Annotated in this window: 14 protein-coding genes; 9 read left to right on the top strand and 5 right to left on the bottom strand. The window is 62.1% G+C overall.

The window, feature by feature from the left end; genetic code table 11:
- Window positions 1-67: 67 nt before the first annotated feature.
- The 3 genes from ABDB81_RS28770 to ABDB81_RS28760 form a co-directional block, all read right to left on the bottom strand.
- Entirely contained in the window at window positions 68-1,021 is a 954-nt protein-coding gene (locus ABDB81_RS28770) for a GlxA family transcriptional regulator (protein ID WP_137927792.1), read from the bottom strand.
- A gap of 121 nt (window positions 1,022-1,142) precedes the next feature.
- Window positions 1,143-2,108: a LysR family transcriptional regulator gene (locus ABDB81_RS28765; RefSeq protein ID WP_160473337.1), complete on the bottom strand. Its 966-nt coding sequence runs from the start codon at window positions 2,106-2,108 to the stop codon at window positions 1,143-1,145.
- Between the two features lie 133 nt (window positions 2,109-2,241).
- Window positions 2,242-2,679, bottom strand: coding sequence for a response regulator (locus ABDB81_RS28760; RefSeq protein ID WP_137927780.1), 438 nt, complete (start codon window positions 2,677-2,679; stop codon window positions 2,242-2,244).
- A 196-nt stretch (window positions 2,680-2,875) separates the two neighbouring features.
- On the opposite strand from ABDB81_RS28760, the gene ABDB81_RS28755 reads away from it, so the two are divergent.
- On the top strand, window positions 2,876-4,177 hold the full coding sequence (locus ABDB81_RS28755; RefSeq protein ID WP_237380416.1) for an ATP-binding protein: 1,302 nt from the start codon (window positions 2,876-2,878) through the stop codon (window positions 4,175-4,177).
- Here the strand turns inward: ABDB81_RS28755 and ABDB81_RS28750 are convergent.
- Entirely contained in the window at window positions 4,143-5,426 is a 1,284-nt protein-coding gene (locus ABDB81_RS28750; RefSeq protein WP_171020502.1) for an MFS transporter, read from the bottom strand. The two genes, ABDB81_RS28755 and ABDB81_RS28750, sit on opposite strands and share 35 nt — an antisense overlap.
- A 16-nt stretch (window positions 5,427-5,442) precedes the next feature.
- Entirely contained in the window at window positions 5,443-6,084 is a 642-nt protein-coding gene (locus ABDB81_RS28745) for a response regulator (RefSeq protein ID WP_137927778.1), read from the bottom strand.
- Window positions 6,085-6,512: 428 nt separating this feature from the next.
- On the opposite strand from ABDB81_RS28745, the gene ABDB81_RS28740 reads away from it, so the two are divergent.
- From ABDB81_RS28740 to ABDB81_RS28705, 8 genes are all read left to right on the top strand, one after another.
- Window positions 6,513-7,364: an alpha/beta hydrolase gene (locus ABDB81_RS28740; protein WP_137927777.1), complete on the top strand. Its 852-nt coding sequence runs from the start codon at window positions 6,513-6,515 to the stop codon at window positions 7,362-7,364.
- A gap of 124 nt (window positions 7,365-7,488) precedes the next feature.
- The gene (locus ABDB81_RS28735; protein ID WP_137927776.1) at window positions 7,489-8,208 is read left to right on the top strand and encodes a hypothetical protein; all 720 of its coding nucleotides are present in this window, start codon (window positions 7,489-7,491) and stop codon (window positions 8,206-8,208) included.
- Between the two features lie 10 nt (window positions 8,209-8,218).
- Complete coding sequence (locus tag ABDB81_RS28730) at window positions 8,219-9,265, top strand: alcohol dehydrogenase catalytic domain-containing protein (RefSeq protein WP_137927775.1); 1,047 nt, start codon at window positions 8,219-8,221, stop codon at window positions 9,263-9,265.
- 11 nt (window positions 9,266-9,276) lie between these two features.
- The gene (locus tag ABDB81_RS28725; protein WP_346814229.1) at window positions 9,277-10,131 is read left to right on the top strand and encodes an alpha/beta hydrolase; all 855 of its coding nucleotides are present in this window, start codon (window positions 9,277-9,279) and stop codon (window positions 10,129-10,131) included.
- 35 nt (window positions 10,132-10,166) lie between these two features.
- A complete protein-coding gene (locus tag ABDB81_RS28720) occupies window positions 10,167-11,174 on the top strand; it encodes a zinc-binding alcohol dehydrogenase family protein (protein WP_346814228.1) in 1,008 nt (335 codons plus the stop codon).
- Between the two features lie 153 nt (window positions 11,175-11,327).
- Window positions 11,328-11,831 carry a DUF302 domain-containing protein gene (locus tag ABDB81_RS28715; protein ID WP_346814227.1) on the top strand — a complete coding sequence of 168 codons (504 nt, stop codon included), beginning with the start codon at window positions 11,328-11,330 and terminating at the stop codon, window positions 11,829-11,831.
- On the top strand, window positions 11,828-12,793 hold the full coding sequence (gene tehA / locus ABDB81_RS28710; RefSeq protein ID WP_346814226.1) for a dicarboxylate transporter/tellurite-resistance protein TehA: 966 nt from the start codon (window positions 11,828-11,830) through the stop codon (window positions 12,791-12,793). The genes ABDB81_RS28715 and tehA overlap by 4 nt, the downstream gene beginning before the upstream one ends.
- 99 nt (window positions 12,794-12,892) lie before the next feature.
- Window positions 12,893-13,015 (top strand): catalase (locus tag ABDB81_RS28705; RefSeq protein WP_346814234.1); only part of this gene is annotated, 123 nt, incomplete at its 3' end.

Here is a 13,015-nt window from a genome sequence, read left to right as displayed (position 1 = left end):
TCCTCGCTCCCCTTTTCGCAGCGCTGTTGCGATGAATGCGGAAACGAAGGCGAGGGTGTCTCGGTTGCTAGGCTGCGATGGGAGTACGGGCATCCCTGCGCAACTCCTGAGGGCTGACGCCAAACGCGCGCACGAACACTTCGCGCAGGTGGTTCCGATCACGGAAGCCGGTTTCCCGAGCGATGACCTCCAGCGGGTGACGTCCGCGTTCGATCATGGTGCGCGCCGCTTCCATCCGGAGTTGTTCGACGGCTTTCGCGGGCGATTGCCCTGTTTCGGACTGAAAGATGCGCTGGAATTGCCGGGTGCTGAGATGGGCGGCGCGAGCCAGTTCCTCGATCCGCAGCGGCCGGGACAAATTCTGGCGAGCGTACTCGAGGGCAGTCTGGATGCGGTCCGATTTGGGGGCGAGCTTCAGCATCTCGGACTGCTGGGACTGACCACCGGCGCGACGCTGGTTCATCACCATGACGCGTGCGACCTTCGTTGCCACCTCATTTCCCAGGTCCTTCTCGACGAGGCCCAGGGCAAGGTCCATAGCAGCGGTCAAGCCGGCGGAGGTCCAGATGGCGCCATCCACGACGAAGATGTGGTCGGGTTCGATCTGGGCCTTGGGACAGCGCGCCTGCAGTGCATCGGCGTAGGCCCAGTGAGTAGTCGCGCGCTTGCCATCGAGCAAGCCGGCGTCTGCCAGCACAAATGCACCGGTGCACAGTCCGGCCGTCCGGCGCGAACGTTCCGATGCCGCACGGACGAAAGCCAGTTCGGCGGAGGTACTGGAGCGCTGGGTCGGGTCGACGATGCCACTGATCATCCAGGTATCGGCGTCGGTGGTGTCGTGAATGGGCTCGGTCTTGACGGACACGCCCAGCGAGGCATGGACGTCTCCACCTGACAGTGAGTAGTTGACCACTGAGTAGACGCGCTCCCGGGCCACGACATTGGCGAACTCGAACACGGATTGCGTGCCGATTGCCATGACTTGAAACCCGTCCGTCAAGAAATAGCCGATCCGATGCATCCGCTTCACCCGTGCTGCTGCCTGAAACCTCGGATTATAGAGGGAGCGACGAATGTATGCCGGGCGGAAGAAAACCGCATGGGCCGAGCGTGGCGCGGCGCACACGGAATGGTCCGTGCGGTCAGGGCAGGGCGCAGGCGGGCTCGGCCGTATCGGTTCGTTCTTCCGCCGCCGTGGCGGGAGGACGGGGCGCAATGGTGTCTTCCAGCGCCGAAGAGAGCCAGTCGACGAAGACGCGCAGCGCCATCGATTCGCGAGTCCTGCACGCATAGACGGCATGGATCGGCCGGGCCCGTGGGCGGCAATGCGCAAGCACCTCCTTGAGCCGTCCACTGGCAAGATACGGCGCTGCCACGGTATCCCAGACCTGAATGACACCGCCATGCTGCAAGCCATATTGAAGCAGCAGGTCCATGTCATCGAAGGCAATCGATTCGGGCATCCGGTGCCGGGTGCTCCGGCCGTCCAGTGCGAATCCGAATTCCCAAGGCCGACTGTCGCTTTGATGCGAGGCGTGCGCCGTACGATGCGCTGACAAGTTCTGCACGGTTTCGGGGCATCCGTGCCGGGAAAGATAGAGCCGGCTCGCCACCGTGATTAACTGGTACGTCCCGACCTGACGGCTGAAATGGATGGAATCCTCGAGGTCACCCAGCCTGACGGCGCAATCGATGCCGTCGCGGATCAGGTTCGAGGAATGCCGGGGCGTGGAGATTTGCAGGCTGACGTCGGGATACTGGAGACGAAATCGGGCCATGTAGGGCATCAACTGGCGCGCAATGTCGCCCGGCAACTCCACGCGCAACCTGCCGCTCGCCTGCTCCGCAGCCGATCCGATCTTGGATTTCAGGTCGGTAATGTCGAGCAATATCTTGAGGCAATGTTCGTAGAACGTCATGCCGGCGGGCGTCGGCCGAACCTGGCGCGTCGTACGGTGCAGCAGTTTCACCTGCAAGTGGACCTCGAGCTGTTGAATCAGCAGACTCGCAGACGCTTTGGGAATGCCCAGGAGGCTGGACGCACGCGTGAAATTCTCGCATTCGACGATCCGCGCAAATACTTCCATTGCTTGCAGCATGCGTTCCATGGCCCTTCCCTCGTGTGTCGCGCTTTGGTGATGGTCCGAGTGTAGGATCGGCAGCGCTGCTGCAACAGTCGCAATTGGCGCATGATGAGCGACACGTTCGTATAGTTGCCCGCCTGGCGCGAGAGCGTGCGTATCAGGAGCCCGCGCCAAGAACCCGCGACAGCCAGCCAACCAGATCGCTGGGGTCCACCGGCTTGTCGAGCATGCAGAGGGCGCCATGCTGTGCAGCCTGGTCACGATGGTACGGCGTGGCATGAGCCGTGACAAAGATGAATGGCGTCTGACGGCCGGCTGCGCGGAGCCGGCGCAGCAGTTCGATGCCTGACATGGCGTCCAGAGCAATATCGCAGATCAGGCAGTCGTAGGCACTGTTGCTCGGATGGGCCATGAAGCCTTCCGCCGAGGAGAAGAAGGCCGCCCCCCAACCCAATGAACGAATCAGCGCACCAGTGGACCTGCGAACGGATGGTTCGTCATCGATGACACAAACAATCTTGGCAGGAACGGGCATCAGCGTCAGAACGGGCACGACATAGGGGAGCGCTTCGCGGGGGAGCGTTTGGTCGGACATTAGCGCAATCACGGGGCGGGTTCACTTATACGGAAGTATCGTGCTGCATACGCCATCGCACATCGGGTTTGCACCGAAGGGGGTGGCGATGCCGGCGACATCGCCCGCCAAGCGTTAGCGCCATCGGAGCGCAACACTATACGTTCGTATAGTCGCCGGCACATTCGCCGTGTGGCGTTGCTACCATTGCAAGGGCATGACCGGCCGTCACAACATCCTCTCCATGAGCTATCCCGATACCGACGTTTCCGCGCATCGCTGCACATCCGACGAGGATGGCTGCTCACGCATGGAATCCAGCCGCGTGCTTGTGGACGAGACCTTCCGTTTCGCGCCGATTCCCATCCTGGTGGAAGACTGGTCCGGCATCCGGCAGTGGGTCGATGATCGCAAAGCCGAGGGCGTAACGGATCTGGACGCTTATCTGGACGACAATCCCACGGCGATCCAGCAGTTGCGCGACCGCCATCACCACTTCGTGGATGCCAACGAAGCGGCATTGACCTTGTTCGACGCGGAATCGCGTGAAGCGTTCTTCGTCGTGGCAAAGGCGTTGCTTCCCGCCAGTCGGCCCAGCAATTCGAAGGTACTCAAGGCTATCTTCAATGGCGAAACGGCTTGCCAGGGCGAGCGCACCCTGACGTCGCTGACGGGCCGCACGATCCCGATCGTTTGGCGCTGTTCGTTACCAGCGGACCCCGCGCGTTATGCACGGCTGCACTTCTATGCGTTCGATATCTCCGAGTATCAGGAGAACATCAACCGCCTGCAGGTCATGCGTGCCGACATGGCGCGTGCGGGGCGTATTGCACTGGTGGGGCAACTGGCGGCATCCATTACACACGAGATCAGCCAGCCACTGTCCGCAACCCGGACATCGATCGAAGCCGCCGCGCGCTGGCTGGATCGCGAGCAACCGGAGATGGCGGAAGCCATGGCATCGGTACGCGATGCTGGCCGCTGGGCACGGGATGCCACCGACATCTGCCACAGGCTGCGCGGATTCATGATGCACACGCCGGTACAGGCGCGGTTGCAGTCGGCAGCCGAAGTGGTGGCATCGGCGATCTACCTGATCTCGCCGGAAGCGGGTGCCAGGGAAATAGAGGTGGAAACGTCGGTTGACGCGGGCCTCCGCGTGTTCGTGGATCGCGTTCAGCTCCAGCAGGTATTGGGCAATCTTCTGCTGAACGGTATTCATGCAATCGAAGCCACATCGGATGCGCGGGCGCGCAAGTTGAGCGTGCTGGTCGAGCCAGAAGGCGAATCCAGCCTCCTGTTCAAGGTGGTGGACACCGGACATGGCATCGATGCGATGTTGCTGGAAACGTTGTTCCAGCCATTTGCCACATCGAAGGCAGAAGGCATGGGCATGGGACTATCCATCTCCCGGTCCATCATCGAGGCGCATGGCGGGCGCATCTGGGCGGAATCCGCCGAGGGAACAGGCGCGACGTTTTGCTTTACGCTACCCGGCGCAAAGGCCTTCGCGGCGTAGTCAGTGGCGGATGCCCCTCTTGATGATGCCGTAGCGCCCAGACCGCCGCGAGTGCGCCCACTGCAGCAACTGAGATGTACCACGCTGCGGCCATCCGGCTTCCCGACCACGCGTTCCACGCGGTAACCAGCGCCGGCGCCGTGCCGCCGAACACTGCTACGCCCACTGCATAGATGAAGGAAAGCGAGGTTGCGCGCGACGTACTGCGTACCGTCGAGAGCAGGAGTGCAACGGTCGGGCCGGCCGCCAGGCAACTCGCCGCAGTCACCACGACAATGCCCGCAACGAAGACCCCATTGCCCATGCCATGGACTGCGGCGAGATACGTCGGTATCACGGCCAGAATTGACAGTATCCGTGCCCAGATGACGACGGCGGCATACCCGTGGCGATCGGCCAGCAGTCCGCCCAGGATGGATGCCGCAGACGTGATCGCGCCCAGAGCCATCGTCACGAGAAAAGATTCCTGCAGCGTTGGCATGGTTCCCGCCATCTCGAATGGGGCGGTAAAGGTGGCCACATAGGTTGGCACCGTACCGCCCGCGATCAGAAACGTTCCCAGTGCAAGGACTTTCCAGCCTGTCAGGCGCCCGGCGTGGGCGTCCGCCGGGATGTGCCGGGGCACGTCATGAGGCCGTAGACGCCGGCGCAGGAGCATCTGCACGGGAATCATCGTGACTGCCAGAAGGAAGGGGATTCGCCATCCCCACGCGGCGAGCTGCACCGGGGTCAGCAGACTATCCAGCAGGAGTCCGCAAGCGCCGATTGTCAGCAACGCGAGTCCTTGTCCGGCGAGCAACCAGCCGCAGTAGAGTCCTCGCCGTTCCGGCGCACACTGCTCGATCAGGTATGCACCTGCTGCGCCGATTTCGCCACCGATGGCGAAGCCCTGGATCATCCTGCAGGCCAGCAGCAGAAGCGGTGCGGCAATGCCGAGCACGTCATGGCCCGGCAAGAGCGCGATGCCCAGCGTGCCAATGGCCACCAGTGTGACATTGAGCACCAGCGCGGGCTTGCGCCCCACACGATCAGCATAGGCGCCCAGTACGAGCGCGCCGATCGGGCGCATGAGAAACCCCGTGGCAAACGTGCCAAAAGCAGCCAATGACGCCACACCCGCATCGCCGTGCGGGAAGAATGCCGCGCCGATGAAGCGGGCGAACGTGGCATAGGCGAAGTACTCGAAGAACTCCAGCGCATTGGCCAGGACCACTGTCACCAGCGCGCGAGGATTCAGTGTCCCTGTCACGAAAGGGGCACCCGTGCTAGCGAGACATCGGCTCGATGCCAAGCATCTGCGCCTTGCGGACGAGGTCGGCAACGGAATTCGATTTCATCTTCTTCATGGCGGTGCCGCGATGGACCTTGACGGTAATCTCGCTGATGCCGATGCCTGCCGCAATCTGCTTGTTCAATGCACCGCCAACCACGTAGGCCAGCACCTCGCGTTCGCGAGAAGTCAGAGACTCATACAGCTCGGTGATGTTGTTGAGCAGGTAGTCGGCCTCAAGTCGCTTCTTGTCCTGTGCCAGTGCGGCGGTGACCGCATCGATGACATCCTGTTCGGACAGGGGCTTGAGCAGAAAATCGGTGGCTCCTGCCTTCATCGCCTTGATGCAGATGCTCACGTCCGCAAAGCCCGTCATGAAAATGATGGGCATCTGTTGGCTGGCTTTCTCCTGCTGCTGGAAGAACAGGCCGCTTTCACCTCGCAGGCGGACATCGAGCAGCAGGCAGCTTGGTCCGATCGTCTTCTCCGACGCCTTGAATGCCGCTGTACCCTCGAAGCTGCGGACGGTGAATCCGACGGAACGCAGGAGGTTCTTCAACGACGAGCGGGTCGCTTCCTCGTCGTCGATGATGTAGACGACCGAGGTCGCCTCCTGTCTTTGGGCAGTACTGGGCATGCTTCTATTCACGAGTTCGGAAAGACTATCGAGTCGTGATGGTGGAGATGTGTTTCCAGGCGTCACGGTCGCGGCGATTGTCGCACAACCGTCCTGCGGAGGTTTGGCGCAAACCGCCACGAAAACCACGTGCCGAACGGCGTCACGCAAGGGCGACGGTGATCGATTGTTCGGCTTGGACGGAAGTACTGTTCAGGCGTCCACGCTTTATCAGGACTGGGTTTGCGGCTAACTTTCACATCGACGCAGCGTTCGAGCAAGACGCTGCGATTGGGTGAGCACGGCGCCGAGTCATGGCCGTCCATGTCCGAAAACCTCACGATAAATGTCGTTTCCGATTGATGGGCAAACGGGAATCATGAGGGCCTGACACGCGTGCCGCTTGGTGCATCGATGTAAATGCAAGGTTGGACAGAATGAATGCTTCATTGGCCGAAATCTCGGCAAGCCTTACCGCCAGAACGCGTTTTGTCGACGTGCCGGGCCGGCGTCTTGCCTATCGCACCATCGGAAGCGGCAAGCCGATTGTCCTGTGCGTCCGGTTCCGCGGCACCATGGACGCCTGGGACCCGCTGTTCCTGGATAGCCTGGCGAGCCAGGGATTCCAGGTGACGGTGTTCGACTACAGCGGGTTGGGACAGTCAACGGGCGACCCTACCTATCAGCCCGCGGCGCTCGCCAGAGATGCAATCGATCTGATCACCGCCCTGGACCTGAGCAGCGTCATTATCGGAGGATGGTCGGTTGGTGGAATTGCCGCCCAGCTCGTGATGACGATGGCGCCGCAGCTCGTCAGCCACACGGTGCTCATCGGCACCACCCCGCCGGGTCATCTGGTCAAGCCGGGCGAAGCGCTCTTCTACACACTGGCCAAGCGCGAGAATGACTTCGACGATTTTGTCAGCCTGTTCTTCGAGCCGACTTCGGCCGAGAGCACGGAAGCGGCAAGACGGTCAGCCAATCGGCTTGCGGCGCGCAAGCTGGACATCAGCCCTGAAGTGCCGTGGCAATGGGCCGGAGCGCAGCTTGGCGATGGGCCGAAGAATCCGGTCTTTCCGGTCGACGCGGTGCTGCAGGCGCTCAAGTCCACACGCATCCCTGTCCTGCATATCGGCGGCGATCACGACATCGTGTTTCCGGTGGAGAACTGGTACGCGCTCAACAACCAGTTGCCGACCTTGCATCTGGTGACATTTCCGCGCGCCGGACACGGTCCCCAACTCCAGTATCCCCAGGCGTCCGCGCGGCATATCGCCGCGTTTGTCGACACCCAGGCGTAGCTGAACCCAGTTGGTATCCGGCGTGTCAAGCGCGCCGCTCCAGGTACTTCGGGCCCAGCCCCGAAGTGGATTGTCTCGCCCTCTGAAAAGCAAACCAACGCAAACCAAAGCAAAAGGTAAAACCATGTCTGACCTGATCAATCTCGCCATCGATGCCGCGGGTGGCCTCGAACGCTTCCAGAGTTTCAAGCGCGTCTCGGCACGCCTGCACCACACCGGAATCCTGTGGGATCTGAAACAGCGTGCAGGTGTGCTGACGGATTCGCGCGTGACCGTGGACTTGCATGCGCAACGGGTTTCGCATGAGCCGTTCGCACCGACTACCGATCATTCCGTCTTCACGCCGGATCGTGTCGAGATCCGGCAAGCGGACGGCACGCTCGTCGAATCGCTCGATCGTCCCCGCGCATCGTTCGCCGGTTTCGAACTCGAAACACCGTGGTCGAATCCGCAGTTGGCGTACTTCGCGGGCTACACGATGTGGACGTACCTGACGTCGCCGTTCGTGCTGCGCCATCCCGGCGTGGTGGCCACCGAGATCGAACCCTGGGTGGTGGATGGCCTGTCCTGGCGGCGTCTGCGTGTGACGTTCCCGGATTCGGTGGCGACGCATAGCGCAGAGCAGACCTACTATTTCGACGCCGACGGACTGCTGCGCCGTCACGACTACGAAGTGGATATCCAGGGCCGCAATGCCGCCGCCCGTTACCTTAGCGACTACGTCGAGGTGCAAGGTATCCGCATGCCGACACGCATGCGTATCTATCCGCGCACGCCAGAGAATCTCGCAATGCCGGAGCCGCTGATCGTGGGCGTGGACCTGTCCGATTTCCGCTTCGAGTGAGACCCCGACGATGACTGCACCTCAAACCTACCGTGCCGCTGTGGTGGTGGCACCCGGCAAGTTGTCAATGATCGATCGACCGATCGAGGCCCCCGGCTTCGGACAAGTCCGCATTCGCGTGGAAGCCTGCGGCGTCTGCCACTCGGACAGCGCGACCGTTGCGCGGGCGCCGGCCAATCTGGAGCACGGGTTGACCCCCGGTCATGAAGTCGTGGGCCGTATCGACGCGGTTGGCAACGGCGTCGAGGGCTGGCATGTGGGCCAGCGTGTGGGCGTGGGCTTCCTGGCCGGCGAAGACCGGACTTGTCCGTCTTGCCGCCAGGGCGACGTGGTGAATTGCCAGAGTCCTGTGATCACGGGCATGACGACCCACGGCGGCTATGCCGAAAGCATGCTGGCAGAAGCGCGCGGACTCGTGCGTGTGCCGGACGAACTTGATGCCGCTGAAGCGGCGCCGCTGCTGTGCGCTGGCCTGACCACGTTCAACGCCTTGCGCAATGCGAATGCACGGGCTGGCGATGTGGTGGCAGTGCATGGCCTTGGCGGCCTGGGTCACCTCGCCGTGCAGTTCGCGCGCAAGATGGGCTTCCATACGGTGGCGATCGCGCGGGGCGCAGACAAGGCGGAACTCGCGGCCCAACTCGGCGCCCATCGCTACATCGATTCCGAAAGCGAGGATGCCGTAGAAGTACTACGCAGCCTGGGCGGCGCGAAGGTGGTATTGGCGACGGCACCGACCGGCACCGGCATGTCCTCACTCGTTCCGGGGTTGGCGGCGCGTGGCCAGTTGATTGTCGTAGCCGTACCGGGAGATCCGCTCTCGTTGACCGCTACGGACCTCGTGTTCGGTGCGCGTGCCGTGGTGGGTGCCCTGACCGGAACGGTCTACGACAACGAGCAGACATTGGCCTTTGCCAATCTGCAGGACATTCGCCCGTTGATCGAAACGTTCCCGCTGGAACAGGCCCAGGTGGCGTACGACCGAATGATGCGTGCCGATGTGAGGTTCCGCGCGGTGCTGGTCATGCCGGCCTACGACGGCCCCTCTGCCGTATGAAGGATGCAACGATGACACTCATGACTTCCTCGAACGCGCCGACCCAGTATGTCGAAGCGGGTGGCGTGCGCTATGCGTATCGCCGCTTTGGCAACGCCAATGGCGGGCTGCCGTTGCTTTGCCTGCAGCACTTCACGGGTACCCTCGACAACTGGGACCCGGCCATCGTCGATGCGCTGTCCACGGACCGGGAAATCATCCTGTTCGAGAACGCGGGCGTGGGTCGTTCCGGCGGCGCAGTCCCTGCATCGATCACGGCGATGGCGGAGCATGTGCTGCAGTTCGTCGGTGCCATCGCGCTCTCGAAGTTCCACATCCTGGGTTACTCGCTCGGCGGATTCCTGGCGCAGGAGATTGCCATCGCAAAGCCGGATCTGGTTGCGCGCATGGTGCTTTCCGGTAGCGCGCCAGAGGGCGGGAAAGGCGCCGGCATGGATCGCCCGGAACTGATTGCCATCTATACGGATGGCGAGATGCCGATGCCGGAGAAGCTCAAGCGGCTCTTCTTCCCGGCGACGGTCGAGGGCAAGCAAGCCGCGGAAGCCTTCGTGAATCGCCTGGCATCGCGAACCGGCGAAGCGGATCTCCCGGCCAATGCCGAGGTCGCGCCGGCACAGCTCGGTGCCATGATTGCCTGGGCGAACTGGCCGGGCGATGTGGCGCGCAAGCTGGCGATGATCCCGCATCCCGTGCTGGTCACCAATGGCGACAACGACACCATGATCCCCACGCGTAACAGCTTCGTGCTTGCGGAAGGTTTGCCGAATGCCACGTTGATCATCTATCCCAACGCCGGTCACGGCGCGCTGTTCCAGTATGCGTCAACGTACGTCGCACACGTGCGCGAGTTCCTGCACGGCGCCTGAACGCGCTGTATTTCCATAACGAGGAGTCAAGCAGAATGAAAGCGATTGTTTACGACAAGGCTGGCCTGCCGATCGAAGATCCGCGTGCCCTGTACGAGATGGAACTCCCGCGACCGGAACCGCAAGCGCGTGACCTGTTGGTTCGTATCGAGGCGATTGCGGTGAATCCGGTGGACAGCAAGCTGCGTCTCGGCGTGCAACCGAATGCCCCACGCGTGCTGGGCTGGGATGCGGTAGGCACCGTGGAAGCGGTCGGCGAGGCGGTGGAACTGTTCAAGGTGGGCGACAAGGTCTGGTACGCCGGCGACATCACGCGACAAGGCAGCTACGCGGAATACGGCATCGTGGACGAACGCATTGCCGGTCATCGCCCCAAGTCGTTGAAGACCGCCGATGCAGCGGCCCTGCCGCTGACGAGCATTACCGCGTGGGAATTGCTGTTCGATCGGCTGCGGATTCCGGAGGGTGGCGGCCAGCAACAAAGCCTGCTCGTAATCGGCGCGAGTGGCGGTGTTGGCTCCATCCTGATCCAGTTGGCACGCAAGCTGACGGGCCTGACTGTGATCGGCACGGCTTCGCGACCGGAGTCCCAGAAGTGGGTAACGGATCTGGGTGCGCACCTCGTGATCGACCACAGCCAACCGCTGCAACCGCAACTGACGGCGGTGGGCATCCAGCAGGTAGACCACGTCATCAGCCTGACGCATACGGACAGCTACTACGCGCAGATTGTGGAACTGCTCAAGCCGGAAGGACAGTTGGCATTGATCGACGACCCTGCCACCCTGGACGCGATGCCGTTGAAGCGCAAGTCGATTTCCCTGCATTGGGAGTTCATGTTCACGCGGTCGATGTACCGTGCGGCGGACATGATCGAGCAACACAAGCTGTTGGATCGCGTGGCCGCATTGCTCGACGAAGGCGTGCTCAAGACGACGGTCGGCGAGCACTATGGCGACATCACGGTCGACAACCTGCGTCGCGCGCACGCGGCGCTGGAGAGCAACAAGACCGTGGGGAAAATCGTCCTTGCGCGTAGCTGACCTGGGTGAACTGGGCGCGATGATTGTTGAGGCGTCTGGTGGACCATGGCGGCAATCTCGCAGACTGGCCGGCCCTCCGCGGGGGGGGGCATGGCTGCGGATGGCTTGCGCAGGTCGTCAGTGCCCGCCGCTTACGAACCATGAATTGGCAAGATGAATTCAACGATAGTACAGACAAACCTTTCGGTGACGCACGTCAGCGAGGTCTTCGAGATTGCGCCGGATGAATTCTGCCGGCTGTTGGAACAACAACTTGGAAAGCTGGATCATGCCGCATTGGATCTGATGTATCGAGATCCGGCCGCCGCTGAAGCGCAGATGGCGGAGGTGGGAGGTCCGCACGGGTTGATGCTGTTCGACAAGCTGGATCACGGCGTCCTGTTCGCACTGGGCGGCGAGCCACGCTTTTCCGTCCGCTATCACATCGGCAATCCTCTCGTGGCGTGGCGCATGACGCGGCATGATATGCGCGCCGCGTTGTACGCGCCGCTGACCTTGCTCGTCTTTGGCAATGGTGAGCATCTCACGCAGGTCGAGTACGACCTGCCGTCATCGCTCTTTGGTCAGTTCGGTGATGCCGTCGGCACCGTTGGCAAGTCTCTCGATGAAAGGCTGCGGACGATCTTCAGCGCATTGGTCGGCCAAGAGGCACCATGACTTCGCCGACGACGAAAGGGTTCTCGATTCCGGCTTCCGCAATGGGCATTGTGCTCGGCATGGCCGGTCTGTCGAACTGTTGGCGAGTTGCCCACACGTTGTGGGGTGTCGGGGCAGCGGTGTCCGATGCGCTGTTTGCGGTCACCACGCTCATCTGGGCTGTGCTCGTACTCTCATTCGTCGCAAAATGGCTCGCGCACCGCGATGAGGCCCTCGCCGAAGCCCGGCATCCGGTAGCCTGCTGCTTTATCGGTCTGATACCGGTGGCGACGCTGCTGGTCGCGGTATGGCTGCACGGCTTCGCGCCGGCGATTGGGGCGACCCTGATCGTCATCGGCGCGATTGCCCAACTGGCCTTCTCCACGCTTCGCAGCGGCGGCATGATGTGCGGTGGCCGCAAGCTTGAGGACACTACTGCGGTCATGTATCTGCCGACGGTGGCGGGAAACTTTGTCTCCGCGATGGCCATGACCTCGCTTGGATGGATGGATCTGGCAAAACTGTTCTTCGGGGCGGGGCTGTTCTCATGGTTCGCCCTGGAGTCGATTATCACTTATCGCCTCTACCTGGGCGACGAACTGGCGCCCGCAGTGCGGCCTACGCTGGGCATCCAGCTTGCGCCACCGGTGGTCGGCGCCACGGCATATCTTGCGGTGACGGGCGGCAGGCTTGACTGGCCTTTCTATGCGATGGTCGGCTACGGGATGCTGCAATTGCTGTTCCTGCTCCGGCTCTCACGGTGGTTCCTGGCATCTGGTGCGACACCGGGTTTCTGGGCGTTCAGCTTCGGGATCACAGCGCTGGGGATGTCATGCATGCGTGCAGCGACTATTGCGCCGGATTCCCTGTTCGCGAGCATTGCATTGCCGGTGTTTATCTTTGTCAATGTGGCAATCGGCTCGTTGATCTTGTTGACGCTGGGGCTGCTGTTGCAAGGGCGCTTGTTTCGTCGACCGGGTTGACCGATGTGAGAAAGGGATATTTGAAGGCAGGTTGTTGGTAGTACCGAAAAAATGCATAGGCAACGCTCAAGAGGCAGGGCCGCGCATCAAGGAATTTTTATGAAAAAGCTCACGACATCTTTCGGCGCGCCAGTCGTCGACAACAACAACATCCAGACGGCCGGTCCGCGCGGCCCTGCCCTGCTGCAGGATGTCTGGTTCCTGGAGAAACTGGCCCACTTC

The sequence above is a fragment of the Cupriavidus sp. DL-D2 genome (assembly GCF_039710735.1).
GTDB lineage: Bacteria > Pseudomonadota > Gammaproteobacteria > Burkholderiales > Burkholderiaceae > Cupriavidus.
The sequence above is the reverse complement of the archived record's forward strand: the minus strand, read 5'-3'. Positions and strand labels throughout refer to the sequence as shown.

Bases quoted from the DNA above. Each gene is read 5' to 3' on its own strand.
- ABDB81_RS28715 (WP_346814227.1), top strand. From the start codon at position 11,328: ATGAATTCAACGATAGTACAGACAAACCTTTCGGTGACGCACGTCAGC.
- ABDB81_RS28730 (WP_137927775.1), top strand. From the start codon at position 8,219: ATGACTGCACCTCAAACCTACCGTGCCGCTGTGGTGGTGGCACCCGGC.
- ABDB81_RS28745 (WP_137927778.1), bottom strand. From the start codon at position 6,084: ATGCCCAGTACTGCCCAAAGACAGGAGGCGACCTCGGTCGTCTACATC.
- ABDB81_RS28725 (WP_346814229.1), top strand. From the start codon at position 9,277: ATGACACTCATGACTTCCTCGAACGCGCCGACCCAGTATGTCGAAGCG.
- ABDB81_RS28765 (WP_160473337.1), bottom strand. From the start codon at position 2,108: ATGGAACGCATGCTGCAAGCAATGGAAGTATTTGCGCGGATCGTCGAA.
- ABDB81_RS28735 (WP_137927776.1), top strand. From the start codon at position 7,489: ATGTCTGACCTGATCAATCTCGCCATCGATGCCGCGGGTGGCCTCGAA.
- ABDB81_RS28770 (WP_137927792.1), bottom strand. From the start codon at position 1,021: ATGCATCGGATCGGCTATTTCTTGACGGACGGGTTTCAAGTCATGGCA.
- ABDB81_RS28720 (WP_346814228.1), top strand. From the start codon at position 10,167: ATGAAAGCGATTGTTTACGACAAGGCTGGCCTGCCGATCGAAGATCCG.
- ABDB81_RS28760 (WP_137927780.1), bottom strand. From the start codon at position 2,679: ATGTCCGACCAAACGCTCCCCCGCGAAGCGCTCCCCTATGTCGTGCCC.
- tehA (WP_346814226.1), top strand. From the start codon at position 11,828: ATGACTTCGCCGACGACGAAAGGGTTCTCGATTCCGGCTTCCGCAATG.
- ABDB81_RS28755 (WP_237380416.1), top strand. From the start codon at position 2,876: ATGACCGGCCGTCACAACATCCTCTCCATGAGCTATCCCGATACCGAC.